We start from the raw sequence: 25,611 nt of genomic DNA on the forward strand, positions 1-25,611 counted from the left end.
ATCGAAAGGCGCAACAGCGCCCAGTCTTCATCGCAGGCGCTTTTTTTGTGCTCGCGATGTTGCGTCATGGCGGTGGTGCGCGGGACACCTTCGGGTGTGCCGGGCCCCTTTCGTCCCGGTCGGCCAACCTGCGTACTGCTGCCACCTCAACTTGCTTGGCCGCGAGCGGTGGCAGTTCTACAACGAAAGGAACTCATGCATGACCACTGGAAGTCCATTAAGGATCCTCGCATCCGCTCTCCGCCGCCTAACCTCGCCAGCGCCTGAACCCCACCGTTTCTACCCCATCCATACCCAGGGCAACCCAACGCCTGCGCGAAGGCAGGTGCCCCATGACTGATCACGAACGCATTGCCACCCTCCAGAGCTATGTCTGGACCCTCGAACTGCTCGGCGAATCGCTGGTGCATCACGACGAGCGATTGGAGTGTGATCACCAGCCGCAACTGAGTTTCCGCGCCACGGCGGGGATTCATCAGGCGATCAAGATCATTAGCCGTTTGGCGGGTGAGCAGTGCGGGAAGCTGCTGGGTGAGGAGCAGGTAGGGGGCGGGGTGTAGGTGTTGGCGCTGAAATAGTGGGTTTGGCGGAGATGGGGCCGCTGTGCGGCCCATCGCGGGACAAGCCCGCTCCTACAGGGGGCAGCGGTGTTTTTGGGGAGGGGTTGGTGCTCCAGCTCGGTCGCTGGGGTGGCTGGCTGGGTTGGCGATTTGGGTTCGGCCTGAGGGCCTGATCGGGGGGGCAGCCCGCTCCTGCATGGGGGCGGCAGCGGCCGGAGCTTCGAACCAGGTTGGCCAGGAGCTGCGATGGCGGGTGCCTTCTTCGATGCAGGGGATGAGGCGTTCGGTGAGCACGGCGGTTTGTTGCACGGCTTTGGCGGTGCGGTATTTCACGCTGTGCACGCACTCGCGGTCGCCGAACTCGCAGCGGTTGAGCGTGGTTCCGCCGCAGGGGCCGTTGGCCAGGCCTTTGGGGCAGCTTTCGGGGCAGATGTAGAGGGTGTCTTCCAGGCGGCAGCGGCCGCAGGTGTCGCAACCCAGCAATGGCCTTTTCACGCTGCGTTCCAGGCGATGGAGCACGCGGGCGCCGGTGGGCGTGCCCCAGAAGGGGCGTTGCACGGCCCAGCCGAAGGCTTGACTCAGCCAGTTGGTGCGGCTGAACAGCAGTGAATGCGCGCCGTGCAACAGGTGGTAACGCGCTGTTTCCTTGGGCGAGGCGGTGACCTGGGACTCACCCAGGCGCCAGTTGGCGCCGGGTGGGTGGAAGGTGACGGCGGGCAGGCCGGGCATTTGCCAGCAGGCATGCCAGGCGGGGGCCCATTGTTCGAGTGAATGGAGGCGGGTCTGCCAGTCGTTGATGGCGTTTTCCAGGGCCTGTAGTTGCTCCAGGTCGTGGATGCCGGAAAGGTGGATGCCGGCATAGCCCATCAGGCGCAGGCCGATGATCTGCAGGGCCAGGCGCTCGAGGCTGCGGGCCTGGGCGTGGGCCTTGGAGACGGCGGCTTCGGCGGCGAGCAGGTCGTGCATGGAGGGGGTGACGACGATGCCGGCGACGTGCTCGAAGATCTTCGCGCGGCCCAGGGTCAGGCCCATCACGCAGGCCATCAGGGGCTTGGGGTTGGGCTGGCGCTGCATCCACTGGAGGGCTTCGAGGTGCTTGCTGGCGTCGAAGCCTAGCTGCAGGGCGAGGAAGTCCGCACCGGCAGCGAGTTTCTTTTCGGCCTTGAAGTACTGGGCGCCGCCTTCTTCCTCGCGGTACTTGAACGGGTGCATGCCGGCACCCAGCAGCCAGTCGGGGCGAGCCTGGCGGACGATCTGCAGGGCGGAGACGGACTCGAGATAGCGCACCGGGCGCTGGCCGGGGACGTGCCCGGGCAGGCGGTCGCCGGTGAGCAGCAGGAGCTGGTCGAGGCCGGCGGCATCCATTTGTTGCAACTGGTCGAGCAGGTGATGGCGTTCGCGGTCCTTGCCGGAGAAGTGCAGCAGGGTGGGGTGGGGCTGCTGGAAGCTGCTGTAGGCGTCCAGCGGCGACATTTCGAAGGGGCTGCCGACGCGGTCGGCGATGGCCACGGTCATGGGCCAGCCGCACAGGTGCTTGCGCGCCATGAGGGCCTCGATGCTGGCGAAACGCTCGCTGGAGGATTTGGGGACGAACTCCATGACGCAGACGAAGGTTTTGTCGTGCAGCGCCGTTTTCAGCTGGCTCATGGGCGGTCGGGTATCTGGTTTGGGCACCGTGGCATTGTGGGGCAGGGCGGAGGTTGAAGGATGTCCGGATGCGTAGGGAATTGCTTTGAATGAGACATGGGGGCCTTGAGGGCCCATCGAGGGTTTGGTCGACATCATGAGGAAATCTTGAGTTGCTCTCAAATGAAATGAGTTTGTCTCACGCTGATGTACCTAGGAAAATTCCCTCATTCATTTTCACGTTTCTGAGGGGCAAGACATGGCACTGGCGCACAACCTGGGCTTTCCGCGTATCGGTCGCGACCGCGAGCTGAAGAAGGCCCTGGAGGCCTTCTGGAAGGGCGAGCTGGACGAAGCCGGCCTGCGCGCGGTGGGCCGCGAGCTGCGCGCCGCGCACTGGCAGGTGCAGAAGGACGCGGGTATCGAGCTGCTGCCGGTCGGCGACTTTGCCTGGTACGACCAGGTGCTCACCCATTCGCTGACTTTCGGCGTGATCCCGGCACGTTTTCGCGCAGAACAGGATGCCAAGCCCACCCTGCACACCCTCTTCGCCATGGCCCGGGGTGTCAGCGATACTTGCTGCGGTGCTCATGCCCAGGAAATGACCAAGTGGTTTGATACCAACTACCACTACCTGGTCCCGGAATTCACCGCTGACCAGGCCTTCACCCTGGGCTGGGAACAGTTGTTCGAAGAGGTGGACGAGGCCAAGGCCCTGGGTCATGCGGTCAAGCCGGTGGTGATCGGCCCACTGACCTACCTGTGGCTGGGCAAGGCCAAGGGCGCCGAGTTCGACAAGCTGGAGCTGGTCGATCGCCTGCTGCCGCTGTACGACACCATCTTCAACCGCTTGGCCGTCCAAGGCGTGGAGTGGGTGCAGATCGATGAGCCGATCCTGGCGCTGGACCTGCCTCAGGACTGGAAGAATGCCTACGAGCGCGTCTACAACATTCTGCAGCGCGCGCCGCTGAAGAAGCTGGTCGCCACCTATTTCGGCGGCCTGGAAGACAACCTAGGTCTGGCCGCCAACCTGCCGGTCGATGGCTTGCACATCGACCTGGTGCGCGCGCCGGAGCAGTTCCCGACAATTCTCGATCGCCTGCCGGCCTACAAGGTCCTGTCCCTGGGTGTGGTCAATGGCCGCAACGTGTGGCGCTGCGACCTGGAAAAGGCCCTGGACGTGCTGCGTCATGCGGCTGAGCGTCTGGGCGACAGACTGTGGGTCGCGCCGTCCTGCTCGCTGCTGCACAGCCCGGTGGATGTGGCCCGTGAAGACCAGCTCGACGCCGAGCTGCAAAGCTGGCTGGCCTTCGCCGTGCAGAAGTGCCAGGAAGTGGCCGTGCTGGCCAAGGCCATCGATGCGCCGCAGGCCCCCGAGGTGCTCGTCGCCCTGGCGCAAAGCCGCGCCGTGCAGGCCAGCCGCGCTGCCTCGCCACGTATCCACAAGCCGGCCGTGCAGGCCCGGGTGGCGGCGATCCAGCCGGCGGACAGCCAGCGCCAGTCACCCTTCGCCCTGCGTATCGTCAAGCAGCGTGCTGGGCTGAATTTGCCCGCGTTTCCGACCACGACGATCGGCTCCTTCCCACAAACCTCGGCGATCCGCCTGGCGCGGCAGGCGTTCAAGCAAGGCACGCTGGCCGAGGCTGACTACATCGAGGCGATGCAGAACGAAATCCGCCAGGCGGTGCAGATCCAGGAGCAGCTGGGCCTGGATGTGCTGGTGCATGGCGAGGCCGAGCGCAACGACATGGTCGAATACTTCGCCGAGCAGCTCGACGGCTATGCCTTCACGCGTTTCGGTTGGGTGCAGAGCTACGGTTCGCGCTGCGTGAAGCCGGCGGTGATCGTCGGTGACCTGAGCCGCCCGAAGGCCATGACCGTGGGCTGGAGCACCTATGCCCAGGGCCTGACCGACAAGCCGATGAAGGGCATGCTGACAGGCCCGGTGACCATGCTGATGTGGTCCTTCCCGCGTGAGGACGTGAGCCGCGAGACCCAGGCCCGGCAACTGGCGTTGGCCATTCGTGACGAAGTGCTGGACCTCGAGGCGGCGGGCATCCGCATCGTGCAGATCGACGAAGCCGCCTTCCGCGAAGGCCTGCCCCTGCGGCGCAGCGGCTGGCCGCACTACCTGGACTGGGCCACCGAGGCCTTCCGCCTGTGCGCCTCGGGTGTGCGCGATGAAACCCAGGTGCACACCCATATGTGCTACAGCGAGTTCAACGATGTGATCGAGTCGATCGCGGCGATGGACGCCGATGTGATCACTATCGAGACTTCACGCTCGGACATGGAACTGTTGGCGGCCTTCGAGCGTTTCAACTACCCCAACGAGATCGGCCCTGGGGTGTACGACATCCACTCGCCACGGGTGCCGGGCAAGGCGGCGATGGTGGGGTTGTTGCGCAAGGCGGCCCTGCGTATTCCGGCCGAGCGGCTGTGGGTCAACCCGGATTGCGGGTTGAAGACCCGCGGCTGGCCGGAGACCGAAGCGGCGTTGGTGAACATGGTGGCTGCGGCTCGGGAGCTGCGTGGTGCTGGCTTGGTTGAGGGGGCGAAGGGGTAAGGCGGGCGGAGTTGCCTGTTCTGGCCCAATCGCGGGCTTGTCCCGCGATTGGGCCTTGAGATCAGCGCTCGATCGCCAGCGCTACACCCTGCCCACCACCAATGCACAGCGTCGCCAGCCCTTTCTTGGCATCACGCTTGATCATCTCGTGCAACAAGGTCACCAGCACGCGGCATCCGGAGGCGCCGATGGGATGGCCAAGGGCGATGGCGCCGCCGTTGACGTTGACGCGCGCGGCGTCCCATTCCAGCGCCTTGCCCACCGCCAGGGCCTGGGCGGCGAAGGCTTCGTTGGCTTCGATCAGGTCCACATCCGCCAGTTGCCAGCCGGCCTTGTCCAGGCAGCGCTGAGTGGCGGACACTGGGCCGATGCCCATGATCGCCGGGTCCACGCCCGCGCTGGCATAGGACGCGATCTTCGCCAGTACCGGCAAGCCCAGGGCCTTGGCCTTGCTGGCGCTCATCAGCAGCACGGCGGCGGCGCCGTCGTTCAGGCTCGAGGCGTTGCCGGCGGTGACGCTGCCATCTTTCTTGAAGGCTGCGCGCAGCTTGCCCAGGGCCTCGGCGGTGGTGCCGGGGCGTGGCTGTTCGTCGGTGTCGAACACCAGCGGCTCGCCTTTTTTCTGCGGCATCACGATCGGGGTGATTTCATCCTTGAAGCGGCCGGCCTCGATAGCGGCCACGGCCTTGCGCTGGGATTCGGCGGCGAAGGCATCCTGCTGTTCGCGGGTGAGGGCGTACTTTTCCACCAGGTTTTCGGCGGTGATGCCCATGTGGTAGTCGTTGAAGGCGTCCCACAGGCCGTCGCTGATCATGGTGTCGACCATCTGGCCATGGCCCATGCGCTGGCCGGTGCGGGCCGAGGGCAGCACGTAGGGGGCCAGGCTCATGTTCTCCTGGCCGCCGGCGATCACCACCTCGGCGTCGCCGCAGCGGATGGCCTGGGCCGCCAGGTGCAGGGCCTTCAGGCCCGAGCCGCAGACCTTGTTCAGGGTCAGGGCAGGCACGCTGTAGGGCAGGCCGGCCTTGATCGCGGCCTGGCGCGCCGGGTTCTGGCCGGCACCTGCGGTCAGCACCTGGCCGAGGATCACTTCGTCGACCTGGGCCGGGTCCAGCTGGGTCTGCTCCAGCAGGCGCTTGATGACCGCAGCGCCCAGGTCCACGGCCGGCACATTGGCCAGGGCCCCCTGGAAGCTGCCGATGGCGGTACGGGTTGCGGCGACGATGACCACGTCGTTCATCTTGTTGTTCTCCGTGCAAGGGGTGGGCGCCAGGTCGGCGGATTGCACCAGCATCGGCGGGTTGGGTTCATTTGTTAAGTTTGTTTTTCTTTGCGATTGATCCGAAAAGCAAATGAATGGCCGGTGGGCGTGGAGAATGCCAAGGCCCTCGGGCAAATGCACCGCGGCTGGCTAAGCTTGTTCTGTTCATTTCTTTCCACGGGAGCCAACCACCATGCGGACCCTGATCGCCGTCGGCCTGCTGCTCGCAAGCAGCGCCGCCTTCGCCACCACCGAATGCACCACGGCCGACAAAAGCACCTGGCAAGACCAGGAGAAATTCCAGGCCCAGCTCAAGGAGCAGGGCTATCGCATCAACAAGTTCAAGGTCACCAAGGGCAACTGCTACGAGATCTACGGCTTCGACAAGGACGGCCGCAAGGTCGAGATCTACCACGACCCGGTGACTGGCAAGGCGGTCAAGACCGAGATCCATGACTGATGGCCAGCGTGCGGCTCTGGGACCCGTTGCTCAGGTGCTGCCACTGGTCCCTGGCCTTGGTGTTCTTCGCCAATTCCTTCTTCAACGAAGAGGGTGACGACTGGCATCAGTGGCTGGGCTACTACGCCCTGGGCTGCGTGGCCGTGCGCCTGGTCTGGGGCTTCGTCGGGCCGCCCAGCGCGCGCTGGGCGGACTTCTGGCCGACGCCGTCGCGCCTGGCGGCCCATGCCAAGGCGCTGGTGACGGGCGAGCCTTATCATCGTCTCGGCCATTCGCCGATCGGCGCGCTGGTGATGCTGTTGATGCTTGCCTGCGTCGTCGGGTTGGGCGTGACCGGTTGGCTGTCCCAGGAGGTCGATGCCCTGTGGGGCGTCGACTGGCCCACGGACCTGCACAGTGTTCTGGCCAACACTTTGCTGGCGTTGGTCTGCGTGCACCTGTTGGCCGCGGTGGTGGAGAGCGTGCGCCTGCGGGAGAACCTGCCACTATCGATGCTCACGGGCCGTCGCCGCCTGCCGGACGACCAGCGCTGACCCCCAGCTTGTTTTGAATCGCGCCAATCACCTCCGTAATATGTGTCGGATAACCTGCGGGGGTAGTCTCACCCTCTGATCAAACGGAATCGTCCCCAGCGGCGCGCTTCCTCGGCACAAACCTGAAGAGGTACAGACATTGGCCATCATTCATCCCAAGGTTCGCGGTTTCATCTGCACCACGACTCACCCGAAGGGCTGCGAGCTCAACGTCCGTGACCAGATCGAAGCCACCCGCAAGCAGGGTGTGCGCGAAGATGGTCCGAAGAAAGTCCTGGTGATCGGTGCTTCCAGCGGCTACGGCCTGGCGGCGCGCATCACCGCAGCCTTCGGCTTCAAGGCCGACACCCTGGGCGTGTTCTTCGAAAAGCCGGGCACCGAGACCAAGGCCGGTACCGCCGGCTGGTACAACGCTGCTGCCTTCGACAAGTTCGCCAAGGAAGCCGGCCTGTACAGCAAGTCGATCAACGGTGACGCCTTCTCCGACGAAGCCCGCGCCAAGGTCATCGAGCTGATCAAGAACGAAATGGGCGGCAAGGTCGACCTGGTGGTCTACTCCCTGGCCTCGCCGGTGCGCAAGCTGCCGCAGACTGGCGAACTGGTGCGCTCGGCGCTCAAGCCGATCGGCCAGCCGTACAAGTCGACCGCTATCGACACCAACAAGGACACCATCATCGAGGCCAGCATCGAGCCGGCCACCGAGCAGGAAATCAAAGATACCGTCACCGTCATGGGCGGCCAGGACTGGCAGCTGTGGATCGACGCCCTGGCCGGCGCCGGTGTGCTGGCCGAAGGCGCGCGTACCGTGGCCTTCAGCTACATCGGCACGGAAATCACCTGGCCGATCTACTGGCACGGTGCCCTGGGCCAGGCCAAGCAAGACCTGGACGAAACCGCCCTGCGCCTGGACAAGAAACTGGCCGCCGAGGTCAAGGGTGGCGCCAACGTGGCGGTGCTCAAGTCTGTGGTCACCCAGGCCAGCTCGGCCATCCCGGTGATGCCGCTGTACCTGTCGATGGTCTTCAAGATCATGCAGGAGAAGGGCGTGCACGAAGGCACCCAGGACCAGCTGGACCGCATGTTCCGCGACCGCATGTACCGCGCCGATGGCGCTGCCATGCCGGTGGACGAGAAGGCCCGCCTGCGCCTGGACGACTGGGAACTGCGCGATGACGTACAGGACGCCTGCAAGGCCCTGTGGCCGCAGGTGACCACCGAGAACCTGTTCCAGCTGACCGACTATGCCGGTTACAAGAAGCAGTTCCTCAACCTGTTCGGCTTCGAGCGCGCTGACGTCAACTACGACGAAGACGTGGCCACCGACGTGAAGTTCGACTGCATCGAGCTGTGACGCCGGCCGCACTGTCCCTGTAGGAGCGGGCTTGTCCCGCGATTGGGCCGCCCCTGCCCACGCGATTGCATGGCAAGGGCTTCGCCCTTGATCGCGGGGCAAGCCCGCTCCCACAGGTGAAGTGCAGCCGTACCCTTGATCGTGTGGGGCGGCCCGAAAAGCCCCACACGAGCCGCTTGTTTTTGCTAGCGTTGGCGCACCAGCACAGGAAGCGCGCCATGAGCAGCCTCATCCAACCCGCCACCGCTTTTCACCACACCGCTGCCGACGGCTACACCCTCGGCGGTTTCTGCTGGCGCCATGCCGAACCCGACGCCCAGCGCCCGCTGGTGATCATCAACGCCGCCACCTCGGTGCGCTGCCGCTACTACGCGCGCTTTGCCGACTACCTCTTCGCCCAGGGCTTCGATGTGCTGACCTACGACTACCGGGGCATCGGCGAATCACGCCCGGCGTCGCTGCGCGGCTTCCAGGCGTCCTGGAGCGACTGGGGGCGGCTGGACTTCGAAGCCATGCTGCACCTGGCCGCTGAAACCTTCCCCGGCCAGCCGGTGGATGTGGTAGGCCACAGTTTCGGCGGCTGTGCGGTGGGCCTGGCGCCGTCCGGCAGCCGGCTGCGGCGGGTGGTGATGGTGGGCGCGCAGTTCGCCTATTGGCGCGACTACGCAGCCGACCAGCGTTGGCGCCTGCTCGGCAAATGGCACTTGGTGATGCCGCTGCTGACTCGCTTGTGCGGCTACTTCCCCGGCAAGCGCCTGGGCTGGATGGAAGACACCCCGGCTGGGGTGGTGCACGACTGGACCACCCGCACGCCGCGCTACGAGCATCGCCCCAGTGGCCGGGCGTTGGCCGAGCTGCCGTTCGCCAGAGTGCGCGCGGCGACCCTGGCGATCAGCCTGACCGACGACCCGTTCGGCACCGTGGCCGCCACCGAGCGTCTGTTGGGGTACCTGCAAGGTGCTGAGCGTCGGCACCTGCGCCTGGCGCCCGGGGATATCTCGGCGGGTGAGATCGGCCATTTCGCATTCTTCCACGACCGTTTCCGCGAAAGCCTGTGGCCGATTGCCTTGGCCTGGTTGCAGCAGGGTGGGCTGCCCGATCAGGTGCCGGGACGAGTCATCGGTTGAGGTTGCCTGATCCGGCCCAATCGCGGGATAAGCCCGCTCCCACGAGGCCCGTGGTTGCTTGCGGCATTTTCGGCGTTGCTGCGGCCCCTGTGGGAGCGGGCTTGTCCCGCGATTGGGCCGGCCCTGCTGACTTCAAACGTGATACCCATACAGCGTCGCCAGCAACCCCGCCAGCGCACAAGCGATCAACACCTCCAGCACCCCGCGGCGGAACAGCAGCAACCCCACCGCCGCCAGCACCGCAATCAGCAACGCCAGCCAATCGACCCCCGCGCCGAACCCATGGGGCCAGAACACGTGGTAGCCGAAGAACAGCGCCAGGTTGACGATCACCCCCACCACCGCCGCGCTGATCGCCGTCAGCGGCGCGGTGAAACGCAGCTGCCGCCGTGTGCTTTCCACCAGTGGCGCGCCGATCAGGATGAACAGGAACGAAGGCAGGAAGGTGAACCAGGTCACCAGGCACGCCGCCAGGGCGCCGGCGAGGAACGCCTGGTCGGCGCCGAACTGCGCCTGCACGTAGCCGCCCACGAAGCCGACGAAGGCCACCAGCATGATCAAAGGCCCCGGCGTGCTTTCGCCCAAGGCCAGCCCATCGATCATCTGCGTCGGCGTCAGCCAGCCGTAGTAGGTCACCGCCCCCTGATACACATACGGCAACACCGCATAGGCGCCACCAAAGGTCAGCAAGGCGGCCTTGGTGAAGAACCAGGCCATCTGCGTGAAGGTACCCTCCCAGCCGAACAGCAACGTCAGCGCGGCCATCGGTAGGCACCACAGCGCGGCGCCACAGGCCACCAGCCACAGCAGGCGTGGCCAGCGGAAGCGGGTGTGCTCCGGCTGCTGCGAAGGTTCTTCGGCCACCGATTGCTGCCCGGCGCTGGTGCGCACGGTCTGGAACAGCTGGGGTTGCCAGCGCCCACCCAGGTAGCCGAGCACCCCGGCACCGATGACGATCACCGGGAACGGCAGGCCCACGCCGAACAAGGCCACGAACGCCGCCAGGGCGATGGCCCACAGCGCGGCGTTGTGCAGCACACGCGAGCCGATGCGCCACGCGGCCTGCAGCACGATGGCGGTGATCGCGGGCTTGAGCCCGTAGAACAGGCCGGCCACCACCGGCTGCTGGCCGTGGACGACATAGATCCACGACAGGCCGATGAGGATGAACAGCGACGGCAGGACGAACAACCCGCCAGCGACGATGCCGCCCCAGGTGCGGTGCATCAGCCAGCCGAGGTACGTGGCCAACTGCTGGGCTTCGGGGCCGGGCAGCAACATGCAGTAGTTGAGGGCGTGGAGGAAGCGCGACTCGCTGAGCCAGCGGCGTCGCTCGACGATCTCGCGGTGCATCAGGGCGATCTGCCCGGCGGGGCCACCGAAGCCGATGAAGCCCAGCTTGAGCCAGAACAGCATGGCCTGGCGGAAGGGGATAGGGTGCTCGGTCTGCATGCAGGTCTATCCAGGGGCAGGGGAGGGCTGTGCCCTCCCGATCGCCGGCAAGCCGGCTCCCTCACGGCCAGTGGGAGCCGGCTTGCCGGCCATCGGGCGGTGATGTCAGGCGTTACGGGTCAGTGGCTGCGCCGCGAACTTCACCCCGGCCAGCCCATGCTTGATCAGCGCACGGATATTGGCATGGTCGCTCCCTTCAGGGGTGGCCAGCACACTGCGGTAGTGCTCGCCAAACGCCAGCAACGCTTCCTGGTCGCTCAACCCTTCGAGCAAGGCCAGGCCCAGGGTCTTGCACGACCCTTCGTTCTGCCCGGCGGCGTTGGCCACGCCGCCATTGTCGAAGGCCTGTGGCTGGTAGCTGTAGTGGGCGGCGACGAACGCCAGGGTATCGGCAAATACATGCTCGCCGCTGGCGAGGCTGGCGCGCAGGGTGGTCAGATCAGTCACGGGGCTTTCCTTTTTCGAACGTAGCTTGTTGCTCGGCGCTGGCTTCTTTCTGGTACTGGGCCTTCCAGTCGGCGTAGGGCATGCCGTACACGCGCTCGCGGGCGTCATCCAGGCTCACCTCGATCTGACGTTCGTCGGCGGCGGCCTTGTACCACTTGGACAAGCAGTTGCGGCAGAAACCTGAGAGGTTCATCAGGTCGATGTTTTGCACATCGGTGCGTTTTTGCAGGTGTTCGACCAGGCGCCGGAACGCGGCGGCTTCGAGTTCGAGCTGTTGTTGCGGGGTCATGGGGCTTCCCTCAGGTCATGCGGTTCTTCAGGTGGCGGCCACCGTTGATGACCACCTGGCTGCCGGTGCTGTACTGGCTTTCGAGCAGGAACATCACCGCCTCGATCAGCGGGCGGGCGCCGGGCTCGAATTCCAGCAGGGCTTTCTTCAGGGTCTGCTGGCGATAGGCGTCGTCGCCGCCTTCCTTGAGGATCAGCAGGCCAGGAAGGATACCGTTGACGCGCACCTTCGGCGCGTATTTTTCAGCGAACGACAGCACCATGTTCTGCAGTGCGGCCTTGGTCGCGGCGTAGCCGATATGGCTCTTGCTGCCTCGCGAGGAGGTTTCGTCGCAAATGTGGATGATATCGGCCTTTTCCACCTTGGCCAGCAGCTCGCCGAGGGCCAGGTTGAGGTGGTAAGGCGCCTCGACGTGCAGGCGGAACATGGTCTGCAGGTTGTCCAGGCCATCGTCGAGCCACAGCGATGCGTTGTGGATGATCGCCCGCAGGCCGTCGTGGTTGGCCTGCAGGTAGTCGATCAGGGCCTGGCGGTCGGCCTCCTGGCAAAGGTCGGCCCGGAACTGGACGATGTTCGGGTGTGGTGTGTGCGAGTGGATGCTGCGGCTGGCACTGACCACCGTGTGGCCGGCCTGTGCCAGTTCGAGGGCCAGGGCCAGCCCGACGCGCTGGCTGGCGCCGGTAACGAGGATTGGGCTGTTCATGTTCGAGGCAGTCAACTTGTCTGTCCGTGCATTGATGGCCCCAGCATACCCGAACTGTTTCCCTCTTGTGCGCTCGCGCCCGGAACCAGGGCGGCCGCATCACGTGCGCGCAACTTTTATGAACGAATCAGGCAGCGCTTGCCTCTGAGCGTGGTCCGCTGACCGTCCACCGGCGGGCGGGCTGTGCTGGACCTCGACCCAAGCCATCGTAGAATGCGTTCAATCATCAGGATACAGGGTGCCCGTGCACATGATCAGTCAGCTTCAAACGCCCCTGGGCGTCGCGGGCCTGGAGCACCAGGAGCTGTTTCCAATTCGCGAGGTGGCCCGCCTGACGGGCGTCAATCCCGTGACCTTGCGAGCATGGGAGCGTCGCTACGGCCTGATCCAGCCGACGCGCACCGACAGCGGCCATCGGCTGTATTCCCAGGCCGACATCGACAATATCCGCAGCATCCTTGGCTGGTTGGAGCGCGGCGTGGCGGTGAGCAAGGTCGGCAGCATCCTGGCGCGCGACCAGGCGCTGGCGCAGGAGGCCCAGGGCTCCGGTAGTGAACATGAGCGGGCGCGCTGGCGCATGCAGGTGCAGGAGGCCGCCCAGCGCTTCGATGGCGCAGCGCTGGAGCGATTGTTCGACCAGGTGTTCGCCAATTACGCCCTGGACCAGGTGTTCGGTGAGGTGTTCATGCCGGCCTGGCAGGCCTTGCGCGCGGGGCAGAACGGTTTCGGGCGCGCCAGCCAATGGCTGTTCCTCGACCAGTTCCTGCGGGCCCGGGTGCTGTTGCGCCTGCAACTGGCCCGGGAACCCTGGAGTCGACGCGTGGTGCTGGCGCCCTTGTCAGGCCAATGCCAGGAACTGGAGCTGTTGGTGGCGGGGCTGCTGCTGGGCAGCGAGGAAGTGGGCGTCACGGTGTTGCCGGCCGGGCAGCCCTTGGAGGAGCTGGCGTTGGTCTGCGAGCGCCTGGCGCCCCACGCCCTGGTGGTGTTTTCCAACCAGCAGCCCACGGCGCAAGTGGGCAAGTGCCTGGCAAAGCTGAACCAGGGCGTTGGGTGCCCGGTGATGTTGGCGGGGGAGGCGGCGGAACTGGCCCAGGACAGCCTGGTGGGCAGCCCGGTGGCCTGCCTGGGGGCGGAGGGTAGCCTGATGCGCAGGCGCCTGCGACAGTACCTGGCCGGTCAGTTGGATACGTGAACGTGCAGTTCCGGGTGCGCCTGGCGGTGTGCCTGGAGAATGTATTCGCGCAGGCGTTCGATCTCTTCCTGCGGGCTGTTGCCCAGGTCGTAGGCGGCCAGATCCGGGCCGATGCGCCGGCGCAACGTGCCGTGCAGATGGATGGCCGGGATGCCCTCGGGGGCGAAGCGCAGGTCGAAGTCAGCGGGAGTCGTGGGCAGGTCGCGGATCTGCACCAGCACGCCCTTGGAAGAAATTTCCCGCACCCACAGGCCGCTGGCTTGGTCGTGTGCATCCAGAAGGGCTGCCGGTTGTTCCAGGGTCATGCGCCATGGGCGTGGCTTGGGGCCGTTCTCGTAGATTTCCGGTGAGCCCAGCTGCAGGTGCAGGGCATGGAATTCATCTTCGACCAATTGCAGCGGGAAGCTGATCTGCTGGTTGTTGAATTGCGCCTGGAGCTGGACCTGCTCGTTGGCCACCAGGCGGGTCAGCAATGCCTGGATTCGACGGTCGCCATTGACCAGCAGGCTCGACATGGGGTCGGCCAGGTTCAACTGGGGCGAATACTGCATGTCCTGGATGAAGTCCAGTTCGTCCTGGGTCAGGAGGGCGTCGGCTTGCATGATCGGGCTCGAAGGTGATGATTTCTTCAAGGTGATGGACAGCGTCCAAGGCGCTTCGTTCAGCTACGTTCGTCGGGTTCCTGCCGGCCCAGTCGCGCCCGGGCCTCGGCCAGTTCCCGTTCCAGCTCGACCTGGCGGCTGACGTCCTTCTGGATCCCGATGAAATAGGTGCGTTGGTCGGCGGCGTTGTAGACCGGGGTGATCGACAGCTCGTTCCAGAACGCGCTGCCATCCTTGCGGTAGTTGCGCAGCACTTCCCGGCACGGCAGGCCTTCGGCAAGTGCCCGGCGGATCCGGGCGCGGCCGAGCTGGTCGCGGTCGTCGCCCTGGAGGAAGCGGCAGTCCTGGTAGAGGATGTCGTCGCGGGTGTAGCCGGTGAGCCGTTCGAAGGCTGCGTTCACGTAGATCAGGATGGTGTCGTCGCCTTCCCGTTCGGTGACCACGATACCGTCGTTCGAGGCATCGACCATCGATTGCAGCAGTTGCGCGTTGATCATGTCCGGGCCATTGGCGTGAGGGGACTTTGGTGGAAGGCGGCCTTTTGCCACTGGTGAATGCTAGTATCCTACGTTTTCACTCAGTTTCGGAATCCTCTGCCCGATGAAAGTCGCCATTATTTCCGGCTCCGTGTACGGCACCGCTGAAGAAGTCGCCCGTCACGCCGAGTCGCTGCTCAAGGCTGCCGGTTTCCAAGCCTGGCACGCTGCCCGCGCCACCTTGCAGGATCTGCAGGGCTTCGCCCCGGAGGCATTGTTGGCCGTGACCTCGACCACCGGCATGGGCGAGCTGCCCGACAACCTGATGCCGCTGTACAGCAGCCTTCGCGATACCCTGCCGGCCGCCTGGCGTGGCTTGCCGGGGGCGGTGATCGGGCTGGGCGATTCCAGCTATGGCGACACCTTCTGCGGCGGCGGCGAGCAGATGCGCGAGCTGTTCGCTGAGCTGGGCGTGCGGGAAGTGCAGCCGATGCTGCGCCTGGATGCCAGCGAGACCGTGACGCCCGAGGCCGATGCCGAGCCTTGGCTGGCAGACTTCATGGCTGCACTCAAAGCCTGACCCCAGCCATCGCACGCCTGGCCTACACCGCCTTCCCTGTAGGAGCGGCCTCGTGCCGCGATCGGCTGCGCAGCAGCCGTAGAACCTGCCATCTTGATGAGTCAGGTAAATCTCCGGTTTGCGGCTGCTGAGCAGCCGATCGCGGCACGAGGCCGCTCAAGGGGGCGGCGATGTTCCAGCGCCTAGGCTAGTCACTGATCGCCGGATGCTCGCGCACCAACTGCAACCACGCCTGCGCCGCACGCGACAGGTACGCGCCACGCCGCCAGATGAACGCAATATCCCAGCGCAAATGGCTCGGCTCGCCCAGCGCTACCCGTACCACCCCGGGCCGCTCCAGGCCCCGGGCCACCACCCTGGGCAACAGCACCACCCCTTGCCCGGCGGCCACCAGCGCCGCCAGGAAATCCGCCTGCCCACTACGCCCCCCTTCCTTCGGGGTGAACCCCAACTGCTGGCACGCGCTCAGCAGCCGATCATTGAGCACGAAGCTGCGCTGGTACAGCAGAAACGGCGTATCGGCCAGTTGCTGCAGCTCGACCTGCGCAGCCCCTGCCAAGGCATGCCCCTGGGGCAGCAGCGCATCCAGCGGCTCGTTGCAGAACGGCTGGTAGTCGAACGCCGTGTCGCTGGGCGTCAGGCTGCCGCCCAGCTCCAGTTCGCCGCTTTTCACCGCCTGCTCCACGGTACGGCTGCCGCCTTCGAGTAGCTGGATCGCAATATTCGGGTGCCGGCGGCGGTACTCGGCGAACAGCCCTGCGAACAACGCATCGCTGCCCAGCAAGGGCAGGCCCAGGCGCAGCTCGCCGCGGGCCATGTGGCTGAGGTCGTCGAGTTCGCTCTGCAGTTCCTGACGCTGGCGCAACAAGGCTTCCCCTCGCTCCAGGACGATGCGCCCGGCCGCGGTCAGGTGCAATTGCGAGCCCTGGCGCTCCAACAAGGGCTGGCCGATGTCCTGTTCGAGCTGGGCGACCTGCTTGCTCACGGCAGACTGGCTGATGTGCAGGGTCGTTGCCGCCTGGGTGAAGCCGCCGCGGTGGACCACTTCGATGAAACTGCGCAGCTGTTTGAATTCCATGATCGAATTCCATTTTGGAATGGATGCAAGTCTAACAATTCGCTTCTGGCCTGGACAGCGCAAATCTAGAATAGGAGCCTCTCGAGGACCTGCCTGATGAACCCTGCGTTACTGAAAAAAAGCCTGCGCCTGTTCGCCGAACTGGCGGTGTTGCTGGCCTTGTTCCTGCTCGGCGGCCAGCTGTCCACCTGGCTCGGCTGGCCCATTCCCGGTGGGGTGATGGGGCTGGCGCTGCTGTTGCTGTTGTTCGCCTTCGGCGTGCTCAAGCCGTCCATGCTCCAGCTGGGTGCCGGCTGGCTGATGGCGGAGATGCTGTTGTTCTTCATTCCCGCCCTGATGAGCCTGCTCGACTACGGCAGCCTGCTGCGCAGCGAGGGCTGGCGCATCCTGCTGGTGATCGCCATGAGCACCGTGCTGGTGATGGTGGTCACGGCCGTCACGGTGGAGCTGGTATGCCGCTGGAGGTTGCGTCATGAGCCTTGAACCCATGCCGCTGTTCTGGCTCGCCCTGACACTGCTTGCCTACCTCGGCAGCCGTTGGTTGTATCGCCGCAGCGGGCGCTACGTATTGTCACCGCTGATCTTGGTGCCGGCTGTGCTGTTGGCCGTCGCTGTGCCGTTGCACACCGCCTACGCCGAGTACGCCCGTAACACCCACTGGCTGATGGGGGTGCTAGGCCCGGCGACCGTGGCCTTCGCCGTGCCGATCTGGCAGCAACGGGCAATGCTGGCGCGCCATTGGCCGGCGTTGCTGGTCGGTATGCTCGCCGGCAGCCTGGCCTCTATCGGCAGCTCCTGGAGCCTGGCGCACCTATTGGCGCTGGACGATGCGGTCAGCCTGTCGTTGGTGCCGCGCTCGATCACCACGCCTTTCGCCATGCCGTTGGCCCAGGACTTAGGCGGTGTACCTGAGCTGACGGCCGTGTTCGTCATGTTCACCGGTGTGCTGGGTGCGATGTTCGGCGGCATCCTGCTGCGTGTGCTGCCGCTGCGCACGCCCCTGGCCCGGGGGGCGCTGTTTGGCGTGGGGGCCCATGGCGCAGGCGTCAGCCGGGCCCAGGAGGTAGGGCGCGAGGAAGGCTCGGTCGCCGGCCTGGTCATGGTCCTGACCGGCCTGCTCAACCTGTTCGCCGCCCCATTGCTGGCCATGCTGCTCTGACCGTTCGTACCCCTGACCCGCAAAGCCAGCAAGCTGGCTGCCAACGCAAGTTCCGCCACCCGGTGGTCTGACTAGACTGAGCCTCTACATAGAGCGCACATCCAAGTGCCCAAGGGCGGGCCGCGAACGCCGCCCGCCTTTTCGCCAACACGTAACCACCGGGACAATTCTGATGCCACTGGCAGAGATACCTTTGTGCGTCTGGCGTACCCGAGCCCAGAATTTTGCCTTTCGGGGCCAGACCATCCGCTATTGGACTGCAGGGCAAGGAGAGCCACTGCTGCTACTACACGGTTTCCCCACGGCCAGCTGGGATTGGCACTACCTGTGGACGCCCTTGACCCAACGTTTTCGCGTGATCGCCTGCGACATGCTCGGCTTCGGCGATTCCGCCAAGCCCCTGGACCATGACTACAGCCTCATGGAGCAGGCCGACCTGCAACAGGCACTGCTCGCCTACTTGGACGTCGACCAGCCCGTGCACCTGCTGGCCCACGATTATGGCGGCAGCGTCGCCCAGGAGCTGCTGGCGCGGCACTGCGAGCTGCGCATCGAAATCGCCAGTTGCGCGTTCCTCAACAGCGGCCTGTTCCCGGAGTGCTACCAGGTGCTGCTGGTGCAGAAACTGCTGCTCAGCCCGTTGGGCTGGCTGGTGGGCCGCAGCTTCGGGCGCGACGACCTGGTGCGCAATGTCAGCCATATCTATGGCCCCTGCACCCACCCCAGCGAAAGCGCCTTGGACGATTACTGGAGCCTGATCGTCGCCAACCAGGGCACGCGCATCCTGCACAAGCTGATCGGCTATCTGCCCGAGCGCAGGCAGCACCGCGAGCGTTGGGTCGGCGCGTTGCTGCGCCGCTGTGTGCCGCTGCGCTTCATCAACGGTGTGGCCGACCCGATCTCCGGCGCGCGCATGCTCGAGCGCTACCGGCAACTGGTGCCGGCGGCAGACACCGTAGCATTGCCGGGTATCGGGCATTACCCGCATACCGAGGCACCACACCAGGTGTTGCGGCACTACCTGGCGTTTCGCGAGCAGCCTGTGAGCTATGCCCCGCAGAAGGTCGCCTGGTCGTAGCGGGGTGATTCTTGCAGGCATAAAAAAAGGCCGCTGCAGATGCAGCGGCCAATCGAGACGTTAGATCAAGGAGCTTCAAAATCAACGTCGGTGAACCTTGCAGGCGCGAAAGGCAGGGGGTAGAGCCCTTCGTGCCAGCCAGTGAGATCAGAATAAGCGCTTGATGGCGTAGGAAAAATAGCCGCTTCCGACATTCACCTTTACGTTTTGAGTAAAAGTGCCCCTGTAGGAGCGGGCTTGCCCCGCGATCGGCTGCGTAGCAGCCGCAAACGCCGCCGCCTCGGTCTGCCTGTTGTATCGGGGGGGCTGATTTTACGGCTGCTACGCAGCCGATCGCGGGGCAAGCCCGCTCCTACAAGGGGCAGTGTCGGCCGACTTTCTAGGGCGCATAGCCCATCCGCCAGCTGGTGGCCTGGGTCGCCGCCAGCAGCCGCTTGGCCGCTGGGCCGTGTTCATCGGCATGGAAGATCGAGGTCGGGCCGACCACGGTCATCACCGCTGCAATTTGCCCCATGGCGTTGAACACCGGCGCCGACAAGGCATCCACGCCCGGCATCAGCAGGCCATGCACGTGGTGCAGGCCGCGCTCGCGAATCTGCGCCAGCAACGGCGCGTAGTCGCCATACACCTGGTTCATCGCCGCCAATTCCTGCTCGCGCAGCTCCACCGTCTCCCGCTCCGGCAAGTGGGCCGCGAATACCAGGCCGGTGGACGAGCTCAGCAACGGCAGCACCGAGCCGATCTGGGTCACCACCGTCACCGCCCGCACCGCCGGCTCGATGGTCACGACCGTTGCTCCCTGGTTGCCCCACACAGCGATGAAGCAGCTTTCGTTGAGCTCGTCGCGCAGTTGCGACAGCGGCAGTGCCGCTACCTTCAGTACGTCGATGCTGCCCAGTGCGGCCATGCCCACCCGCAGCGCCTCACGGCCCAGGCCGTAGTGATTGGTGGCCGGGTCCTGCTCGGCGAAGCCGCTGGCGATCAAGGCCTGTAAATAGCGGTGCACCTTGCTCGCCGGCATCCCCACATGTTCGGCCAGGCGTGACAGCGAGGTGGACGGGGAGAGCTCGGCAAGCGCCTTGAGTATGTCGGTGCCGACTTCCGCCGAGCGAACCTTCTGCTTGCCGTTGTCGGCAGGGGAGCTGGCTTTGGCCATGGTGCGGGTATCCAGGGAGACAGGTGGGCGTCTTTATAGCTTGACGCCTTTCGGCAATCAAATTACGTTATTCGTAATCTGATTACGATAAAAACAATGCAGACGCGCTGCCATGCCTGGATCGCTCGCTCGAATGCGCAGCAGCAGGCCCACAGCCAGCTGCCCACAACGGCTCCCATCGAGCCCGGAGGCACCGATGACCCGCGACTCTTCCCCAGACCTTCAGTACCTGAGCGGCTTCGGCAACGAATTCGCCAGTGAGGCGCTGCCCGGCGCGCTGCCGGTCGGGCAGAATTCCCCGCAAAAAGCGCCCTACGGCCTGTACGCCGAACTGCTTTCGGGCACCGCGTTCACCATGGCCCGCAGCGAACAGCGTCGTACCTGGCTGTACCGCATCCGCCCCTCTGCGCTGCACCCGCGCTTCGAGCGCCTCGAGCGCCAGCCACTGGCCGGCCCGCTGGGCGCCTCCACGCCCAACCGCCTGCGCTGGAGCCCGCAGCCGATTCCGACCGAGCCCACCGATTTCATCGACGGCTGGCTGCCCATGGTGGCCAACTCGGCCGCCGATAAGCCGGCCGGCGTGAGCATTTACATCTATCGCGCCAACCGCTCCATGGAGCGGGTGTTCTTCAACGCTGACGGCGAGCTGCTGCTGGTGCCGGAACACGGCCGCCTGCGCATCGCCACCGAGCTTGGCGTGATGCAGGTCGAGCCGCTGGAGATCGCAGTGATCCCGCGTGGCATGAAGTTCCGGGTCGAGCTGCTCGACAGCCAGGCCCGCGGCTACATCGCCGAGAACCATGGCGCACCGCTGCGCCTCCCGGACCTGGGCCCGATCGGCAGCAACGGCCTGGCCAACCCGCGCGACTTCCTCACCCCGGCAGCGCATTACGAAGAGGCCACAGGGCCCGTGCAGCTGGTGCAGAAGTTCCTTGGCGAGCACTGGGCTTGTGAGCTGCAGCATTCGCCGCTGGACGTGGTCGCCTGGCATGGCAACAACGTGCCCTACAAGTACGACCTGCGCCGCTTCAACACCATCGGCACGGTCAGCTTCGACCACCCGGACCCGTCCATCTTCACCGTGCTGACCTCGCCGACCAGCGTCCACGGCCTGGCCAACATGGACTTCGTGATCTTCCCGCCACGCTGGATGGTGGCCGAGAACACTTTCCGTCCACCGTGGTTCCACCGCAACCTGATGAACGAGTTCATGGGCCTGATCCAGGGTGCCTACGATGCCAAGGCAGAAGGTTTCCTGCCCGGTGGTGCCTCGCTGCACGGCGTGATGAGCGCCCACGGGCCGGATGCGGAAACCTGTGAGAAGGCCATCGCCGCCGACCTGGCGCCGCACAAGATCGACAACACCATGGCCTTCATGTTCGAGACCAGCCAGGTGCTGCGTCCGAGCCTGCACGCCCTCGAGTGCCCGCAGTTGCAGGCCGACTACGATAGTTGCTGGGCCACCTTGCCGAGCACCTTCAACCCGAATCGGAGATAACCCATGAACCAGACCGCCATCGCCCGTAGCTGGGTCGAGCACGCCAATGGGCACAGCGACTTCCCGCTGCAGAACCTGCCCCTGGGCATCTTCAGCCGCCCGGGCCAGGCACCGCGTTGCGGTGTGGCCATCGGCGACGCCATCCTCGACCTGGAAGCGGTGCTGGCTGCCGGCCTGTTCGACGGCCAGGCCAAGGCTGCCGTGGAGGCCACCCGTGGCGGCGCGCTGAACGCCTTCTTCGCCCTCGGCCGCCCAGCCCGTGTGGCCTTGCGCGAACGCCTGCTGGCCCTGCTCGGCGAGCACAGCGAACACCAGGACGCGCTGAAGGCTGCGCTGCATCCGGCCAGCGAATGCCAGTTGCACCTGCCGGCGAAGATCGGCGACTACACCGACTTCTACGTGGGCATCGAGCACGCCAAGAACGTCGGCAAGCTGTTCCGCCCCGACAACCCGTTGCTGCCGAACTACAAGTACGTGCCTATCGGCTACCACGGCCGCGCCTCGACCATCCGCCCCAGCGGCGCCGACGTGCGTCGCCCCAAGGGCCAGACCCTGCCGGCCGGGCAGGCCGAGCCGAACTTCGGCCCGTGCGCGCGTCTGGACTACGAACTGGAGCTGGGTATCTGGATCGGCCAGGGCAACGACATGGGCCAGTCCATCCCGGTAGGCGACGCCGCCGAGCACGTGGCTGGCTACTGCCTGCTCAACGACTGGTCGGCGCGCGACATCCAGGCCTGGGAATACCAGCCGCTGGGCCCGTTCCTGTCCAAGAGCTTCATCACCACTATCTCGCCCTGGGTGGTTACCGCCGAGGCCTTGGAGCCGTTCCGCTGTGCCCAGGCCCAGCGCCCGGAAGGCGACCCCCAACCGCTGCCTTACCTGCTGGATGAGCGTGACCAGGCCGCTGGCGCCTTCGACATCGAACTGGAAGTGCTGCTGCTCACCGAGCGCATGCGCGAGCAGGGCCTGCCGGCCCATCGCCTGACCCTGAGCAACACCCGCAGCATGTACTGGACCGTGGCGCAGATGGTCGCCCACCACAGCGTCAACGGCTGCCAGCTGCAGCCAGGCGACCTGTTCGGCTCGGGCACCTTGTCCGGCGCGGCGCCGGGTTCGTTCGGCAGCCTGCTGGAGATCACCGAGGGCGGCAAGCACCCGGTGGAGCTGGCCAGCGGCGAGGTGCGCAAGTTCCTCGAAGACGGCGACGAAGTCATCCTGCGCGCTCGCTGCACCCGTGACGGTGTGGCGAGCATCGGCTTCGGCGAGTGCCGCGGCAAAGTCATCTCGGCCAATTGAGGGGCAGGGCGTATGGAGCTGTTCACCTATTTCCGTTCCACGTCGTCGTACCGGGTACGCATCGCCCTGGCGCTCAAAGGCCTGGACTACCAGGCCCTGCCAGTCAACCTGCTCAAGGGCGAACAGCGCGGCGCAGGCTACCTGGCACTCAACCCGCAAGGGCGCGTGCCGGCCCTGCGCACCGACGAGGGCGCGCTGCTGGTGCAGTCGCCGGCGATCATCGAGTACCTGGAGGAGGCCTATCCACAGGTGCCATTGTTGCCCACGACGGCCGAGGCGCGGGCCAAGGTACGTGGCGTGGCAGCGATCATCGGTTGCGATGTCCACCCGCTGCACAACGTCAGCGTGCTCAACCAGCTACGCCAGCTGGGGCATGACGAAACCCAGGTCAACCAATGGATCGCCCATTGGGTCGGCCAGGGCCTTGCCGCAGTGGAGCAACTGATCGGTGACGAGGGCTTCTGCTTCGGCGACCAGCCGGGCCTGGCGGATGTGTACCTGATCCCGCAGCTATACGCCGCCGAGCGCTTCAACGTCGACCTCGCGGGCTACCCGCGGATTCGTCGCGTGAAGGCCTTGGCCGAGGCGCACCCGGCCTTTGCCAAGGCGCACCCTTCCCGCCAGCCGGACACGCCGGCTCAGTGAATCGAACGCTTGGCCGATGGCAGTTGGCCAAGGCGTTCGCTCAGTTTCAGGCGCTGTACCGGGTCGTCGGTCAGTAGCAGGGCATGCTCCAGGTCGTAGCGTTCGGCCTGGGGGCAGTCCAGTTGCTGATAGAGCGTGGCCCGGGCCAAATAGTCGCTGACCAGCACAGGGCCCAGCTGCATCACCCGTTCGGCGTCGACCAGCGCGGCCAGGGCATTGTCGTTGCTACCGTGCAGGTGGCGCAGGTTGCGCGACAGGCGTTGGAGCATCTGCGCCGGGGTGGCGCTGCGCATGTGTTCGGCGGTCAGCGGCATGTGCGGGCCGAACTGGCGGGCCAGCAGCTGGCGGCAGTCCGCCGGATACAGGCGCCGGCCGCCGCAGGGGTCGAGCAGGTGGTCGGCACCGGGCACCCGGAGCAGGAAATGGCCCGGGAAGTTCACCCCTTCCAAGGGTATCGAAAGGCGTCGCGCCAGCTCCAGGGCGAGGATGGCCAGGGTCAGCGGCTGGCCGCGACGACGTTGCAGGACCTTGTCCATCAACGCCACCTGAGGTCGCAAGGGGTGGTACTCGTCCTGTTGGAAGCCCAGGGCGCTGAGTTGACGCAGCAGCGGCTGGGCCAGCTCGTGCAGGGGCAGGAGCGGCAATTGCGTGCTGATCTCCCGTTGCAGGTCCTGCAGCTGGGCGAGGCTCGCCGCCGGGTCCAGCGTCCGGTCGTGTTCGGCGGCTATCCACAGCGTGGCTTCCAGCAGGGCGACAGGTTCGCGATCCAGGCAGGCCAGGCAGGCTTGGCGTGGGTTCATGGGCATCTCCACATACGCTTATCTTTTAGCCCTGGCGGGTGCTTTCGTCCAGTGGTCCGCCGGGGGATCGGGCCTTGGCGGGCTGCCTATACTGGTAGGAGCACCTCTCTGGGGAGCCCGTTGATGTTCGCGCTCATGCAAAGCACCCGTACCCAGTCGCTGCACCTGTGCATCGACCCGCCCACGGGCCTGAAGGCCGTGGTGGTGATTCACAGTGAGCAACTGGGGCCTGCCATGGGCGGCTGCCGCTACTTGCCTTACGCTGATGACGAAAGTGCCATGACCGATGCCATCCGCCTGGCCCAGGGCATGAGCTACAAGGCGGCATTGGCCGGCCTGCCGTTGGGCGGCGGCAAGGCGGTGATCGTGCGCAACCCCCATGTGGAAAACCGTGCGGCGCTGTTCGAGGCGTTCGGTCGTTTCGTCGACAGCCTGCAAGGGCGTTTCATCACGGCCGTGGACAGCGGCACCTCGACCCTGGACATGGACTGCATCGCCCAGAGCACCCCGCACGTCACCAGCACCACCGCCTCGGGCGACCCTTCACCGCACGCGGCCATGGGCGTATTCGCTGGCATCCGCGCCACATCCATGGCGCGTCTGGGCAGCGACAACCTCGAAGGTTTACGGATAGCGGTGCAGGGACTGGGCAATGTCGGCTATGCCCTGGCCGAACAACTGCATGCGGCGGGTGCGGAGTTGCTGGTCAGCGACCTGGACCCAGGGCGCGTGCGCCTGGCCGTGGAACAATTGGGGGCCCACCCGGTCGCCAGCGAAGCGCTGGTCAATACCCCTTGCGATATCTTCGCGCCGTGCGGCGTGGGGCCGGTGCTCAATGGCCAGAGCGTGATGCAGTTGCGCTGTGCGGCGGTGGCCGGGGCAGCGAACAACCAGCTGACCACGCTGCAGGTGGCCGACCAACTGGAAAAACGTGGCATCCTCTATGCACCGGACTATGTGATCAATGCCGGAGGCCTGATCTACGTGGCGCTGACTCACCGAGGCGAGAACCTGGGCACGATCACCTCGCACCTGGCGCGCATTCCCACGCGGCTGACCGAAGTGTTCGCCCATGCCCAGGCGGAAAAACGCTCGCCGGCCAGGGTGGCGCAGATGCTGGCGGAGCGGTTGCTGTATGGGTGAGCCGGTGTTGCCTGCAAGGGCTCAATCGCGGGGCAAGCCCGCTCCCACAGGAGCTGAGCTGGATACAAACCAGGCGTTGCAGGGCCATCATGTGGGAGTGGGCTTGCCCGCGATTGCGGTGGCCGACCGCACACTCCAGTAACTACTCCGTACCGCCCTCAAGCAGTTCCGCCAGCGCATCCGGCTGGTTCTTGAACGCCCGGGCGAATACATCGCGGTTCTTGGCCATGTAGATACCGGCCTCCTCGACCTGCTGCTCGGTCAGCGACGGCACCGCCTTGTGCAACACGTCGGCCAGGCGCTCGGCCAGTTCGAGCATTTTATCGTGACGGTCTGCCTCGGCCTTATCCATGAACAAGCGCTCCGGGTCGCGGCTGCTGCGGTACACCACTTCGACGGCCATTCATCACCTCTGTGCCTTTTTGCTGGGTTGCTGTATGCATATACAGTATCCGGTCAGGCCATGCAGATGCAACCACGGTGATGGCCTTTTTTCCACTGAGCCTAGCCCACAGGTGCCTTGCGGCAATCGG

At 65.6% G+C, this 25,611-nt stretch carries 26 protein-coding genes and 1 pseudogene; 15 read left to right on the forward strand and 12 right to left on the reverse strand.

Going from position 1 to position 25,611, the window contains the following annotated elements:
- The first annotated feature begins 332 nt into the window (after nt 1-332).
- Nucleotides 333-560, forward strand: a complete 228-nt coding sequence (locus K8374_RS03615; RefSeq protein ID WP_224457957.1) for a hypothetical protein — start codon at nt 333-335, stop codon at nt 558-560.
- A gap of 198 nt (nt 561-758) precedes the next feature.
- On the opposite strand, the pseudogene K8374_RS03620 reads toward K8374_RS03615, so the two are convergent.
- Nucleotides 759-2,207, reverse strand: a pseudogene (locus K8374_RS03620) (methylenetetrahydrofolate reductase C-terminal domain-containing protein); the annotation flags it as partial.
- A 238-nt stretch (nt 2,208-2,445) separates the two neighbouring features.
- Between K8374_RS03620 and metE the strand changes: the two are divergent.
- Complete coding sequence (metE, locus tag K8374_RS03625) at nt 2,446-4,752, forward strand: 5-methyltetrahydropteroyltriglutamate--homocysteine S-methyltransferase (protein WP_224457959.1); 2,307 nt, start codon at nt 2,446-2,448, stop codon at nt 4,750-4,752.
- A 61-nt stretch (nt 4,753-4,813) separates the two neighbouring features.
- Here the strand turns inward: metE and K8374_RS03630 are convergent, their stop codons facing one another.
- Nucleotides 4,814-5,992: an acetyl-CoA C-acetyltransferase gene (locus tag K8374_RS03630; RefSeq protein WP_224459262.1), complete on the reverse strand. Its 1,179-nt coding sequence runs from the start codon at nt 5,990-5,992 to the stop codon at nt 4,814-4,816.
- 214 nt (nt 5,993-6,206) lie between these two features.
- Here K8374_RS03630 and K8374_RS03635 point away from each other — a divergent pair, with 214 nt between their 5' ends.
- The 4 genes from K8374_RS03635 to K8374_RS03650 all read left to right on the forward strand — a co-directional run bounded on the left by K8374_RS03635 (nt 6,207) and on the right by K8374_RS03650 (nt 9,484).
- Nucleotides 6,207-6,473 carry a PepSY domain-containing protein gene (locus tag K8374_RS03635; protein WP_084857069.1) on the forward strand — a complete coding sequence of 89 codons (267 nt, stop codon included), beginning with the start codon at nt 6,207-6,209 and terminating at the stop codon, nt 6,471-6,473.
- Nucleotides 6,473-7,006, forward strand: a complete 534-nt coding sequence (locus tag K8374_RS03640) for a cytochrome b/b6 domain-containing protein (protein ID WP_224457960.1) — start codon at nt 6,473-6,475, stop codon at nt 7,004-7,006. The genes K8374_RS03635 and K8374_RS03640 overlap by 1 nt, the downstream gene beginning before the upstream one ends.
- Before the next feature lie 139 nt (nt 7,007-7,145).
- On the forward strand, nt 7,146-8,357 hold the full coding sequence (fabV, locus tag K8374_RS03645) for an enoyl-ACP reductase FabV (protein WP_224457961.1): 1,212 nt from the start codon (nt 7,146-7,148) through the stop codon (nt 8,355-8,357).
- 218 nt (nt 8,358-8,575) lie between these two features.
- On the forward strand, nt 8,576-9,484 hold the full coding sequence (locus tag K8374_RS03650) for an alpha/beta fold hydrolase (RefSeq protein ID WP_224457962.1): 909 nt from the start codon (nt 8,576-8,578) through the stop codon (nt 9,482-9,484).
- 132 nt (nt 9,485-9,616) lie between these two features.
- On the opposite strand, the gene chrA is transcribed toward K8374_RS03650, so the two are convergent.
- The 4 genes from chrA to folM form a co-directional block, all read right to left on the reverse strand.
- Nucleotides 9,617-10,936: a chromate efflux transporter gene (chrA, locus tag K8374_RS03655; RefSeq protein ID WP_224457963.1), complete on the reverse strand. Its 1,320-nt coding sequence runs from the start codon at nt 10,934-10,936 to the stop codon at nt 9,617-9,619.
- A gap of 105 nt (nt 10,937-11,041) precedes the next feature.
- Nucleotides 11,042-11,383, reverse strand: coding sequence for a HopJ type III effector protein (locus K8374_RS03660; protein ID WP_224457964.1), 342 nt, complete (start codon nt 11,381-11,383; stop codon nt 11,042-11,044).
- On the reverse strand, nt 11,376-11,672 hold the full coding sequence (locus tag K8374_RS03665) for a DUF1244 domain-containing protein (RefSeq protein WP_084857080.1): 297 nt from the start codon (nt 11,670-11,672) through the stop codon (nt 11,376-11,378). The genes K8374_RS03660 and K8374_RS03665 overlap by 8 nt, the downstream gene beginning before the upstream one ends.
- A 10-nt stretch (nt 11,673-11,682) precedes the next feature.
- Complete coding sequence (folM, locus tag K8374_RS03670) at nt 11,683-12,375, reverse strand: dihydromonapterin reductase (protein WP_224457965.1); 693 nt, start codon at nt 12,373-12,375, stop codon at nt 11,683-11,685.
- Between the two features lie 250 nt (nt 12,376-12,625).
- On the opposite strand from folM, the gene K8374_RS03675 reads away from it, so the two are divergent.
- Entirely contained in the window at nt 12,626-13,567 is a 942-nt protein-coding gene (locus K8374_RS03675; protein ID WP_224457966.1) for a MerR family transcriptional regulator, read from the forward strand.
- Here the strand turns inward: K8374_RS03675 and K8374_RS03680 are convergent.
- Nucleotides 13,552-14,169, reverse strand: a complete 618-nt coding sequence (locus K8374_RS03680; protein ID WP_224457967.1) for a hypothetical protein — start codon at nt 14,167-14,169, stop codon at nt 13,552-13,554. The genes K8374_RS03675 and K8374_RS03680 overlap by 16 nt on opposite strands.
- A 59-nt stretch (nt 14,170-14,228) precedes the next feature.
- Nucleotides 14,229-14,666 (reverse strand): PAS domain S-box protein, encoded by a 438-nt coding sequence (locus K8374_RS03685; protein ID WP_224457968.1) that lies wholly within the window; start codon nt 14,664-14,666, stop codon nt 14,229-14,231.
- A gap of 103 nt (nt 14,667-14,769) precedes the next feature.
- Between K8374_RS03685 and K8374_RS03690 the strand changes: the two genes are divergently transcribed.
- Complete coding sequence (locus K8374_RS03690) at nt 14,770-15,225, forward strand: flavodoxin (RefSeq protein ID WP_224457969.1); 456 nt, start codon at nt 14,770-14,772, stop codon at nt 15,223-15,225.
- 187 nt (nt 15,226-15,412) lie between these two features.
- On the opposite strand, the gene K8374_RS03695 is transcribed toward K8374_RS03690, so the two are convergent.
- On the reverse strand, nt 15,413-16,303 hold the full coding sequence (locus K8374_RS03695) for a LysR family transcriptional regulator (RefSeq protein WP_224457970.1): 891 nt from the start codon (nt 16,301-16,303) through the stop codon (nt 15,413-15,415).
- A gap of 96 nt (nt 16,304-16,399) precedes the next feature.
- Here K8374_RS03695 and K8374_RS03700 point away from each other — a divergent pair, with 96 nt between their 5' ends.
- From K8374_RS03700 to K8374_RS03710, 3 genes are all read left to right on the forward strand, one after another.
- Nucleotides 16,400-16,786: a CidA/LrgA family protein gene (locus K8374_RS03700; protein WP_224457971.1), complete on the forward strand. Its 387-nt coding sequence runs from the start codon at nt 16,400-16,402 to the stop codon at nt 16,784-16,786.
- Nucleotides 16,776-17,462, forward strand: a complete 687-nt coding sequence (locus K8374_RS03705) for an LrgB family protein (protein WP_224457972.1) — start codon at nt 16,776-16,778, stop codon at nt 17,460-17,462. The genes K8374_RS03700 and K8374_RS03705 overlap by 11 nt, the downstream gene beginning before the upstream one ends.
- A 172-nt stretch (nt 17,463-17,634) precedes the next feature.
- On the forward strand, nt 17,635-18,540 hold the full coding sequence (locus K8374_RS03710; protein ID WP_084857103.1) for an alpha/beta fold hydrolase: 906 nt from the start codon (nt 17,635-17,637) through the stop codon (nt 18,538-18,540).
- A 379-nt stretch (nt 18,541-18,919) separates the two neighbouring features.
- Here K8374_RS03710 and K8374_RS03715 read toward each other — a convergent pair whose 3' ends face one another.
- The gene (locus K8374_RS03715; RefSeq protein ID WP_224457973.1) at nt 18,920-19,696 is read right to left on the reverse strand and encodes an IclR family transcriptional regulator; all 777 of its coding nucleotides are present in this window, start codon (nt 19,694-19,696) and stop codon (nt 18,920-18,922) included.
- Nucleotides 19,697-19,892: 196 nt separating this feature from the next.
- Here K8374_RS03715 and hmgA point away from each other — a divergent pair, with 196 nt between their 5' ends.
- The 3 genes from hmgA to maiA are packed head-to-tail and all read left to right on the forward strand — an operon-like array spanning nt 19,893 to nt 23,135.
- Nucleotides 19,893-21,194, forward strand: a complete 1,302-nt coding sequence (gene hmgA, locus K8374_RS03720) for a homogentisate 1,2-dioxygenase (RefSeq protein WP_224457974.1) — start codon at nt 19,893-19,895, stop codon at nt 21,192-21,194.
- A gap of 3 nt (nt 21,195-21,197) precedes the next feature.
- Nucleotides 21,198-22,490, forward strand: coding sequence for a fumarylacetoacetase (gene fahA / locus K8374_RS03725; protein WP_224457975.1), 1,293 nt, complete (start codon nt 21,198-21,200; stop codon nt 22,488-22,490).
- Nucleotides 22,491-22,502: 12 nt separating this feature from the next.
- Complete coding sequence (gene maiA, locus K8374_RS03730) at nt 22,503-23,135, forward strand: maleylacetoacetate isomerase (protein ID WP_224457976.1); 633 nt, start codon at nt 22,503-22,505, stop codon at nt 23,133-23,135.
- On the opposite strand, the gene K8374_RS03735 is transcribed toward maiA, so the two are convergent.
- Entirely contained in the window at nt 23,129-23,935 is an 807-nt protein-coding gene (locus tag K8374_RS03735) for a SirB1 family protein (RefSeq protein ID WP_224457977.1), read from the reverse strand. The two genes, maiA and K8374_RS03735, sit on opposite strands and share 7 nt — an antisense overlap.
- A 123-nt stretch (nt 23,936-24,058) precedes the next feature.
- Here K8374_RS03735 and K8374_RS03740 point away from each other — a divergent pair, with 123 nt between their 5' ends.
- Complete coding sequence (locus K8374_RS03740) at nt 24,059-25,078, forward strand: Leu/Phe/Val dehydrogenase (RefSeq protein ID WP_084857114.1); 1,020 nt, start codon at nt 24,059-24,061, stop codon at nt 25,076-25,078.
- Between the two features lie 142 nt (nt 25,079-25,220).
- On the opposite strand, the gene K8374_RS03745 is transcribed toward K8374_RS03740, so the two are convergent.
- Complete coding sequence (locus K8374_RS03745) at nt 25,221-25,481, reverse strand: YebG family protein (protein WP_224457978.1); 261 nt, start codon at nt 25,479-25,481, stop codon at nt 25,221-25,223.
- Nucleotides 25,482-25,611: the final 130 nt, after the last annotated feature.

The sequence above is a fragment of the Pseudomonas sp. p1(2021b) genome, from assembly GCF_020151015.1.
GTDB classification, from domain to species: domain Bacteria; phylum Pseudomonadota; class Gammaproteobacteria; order Pseudomonadales; family Pseudomonadaceae; genus Aquipseudomonas; species Aquipseudomonas putida_K.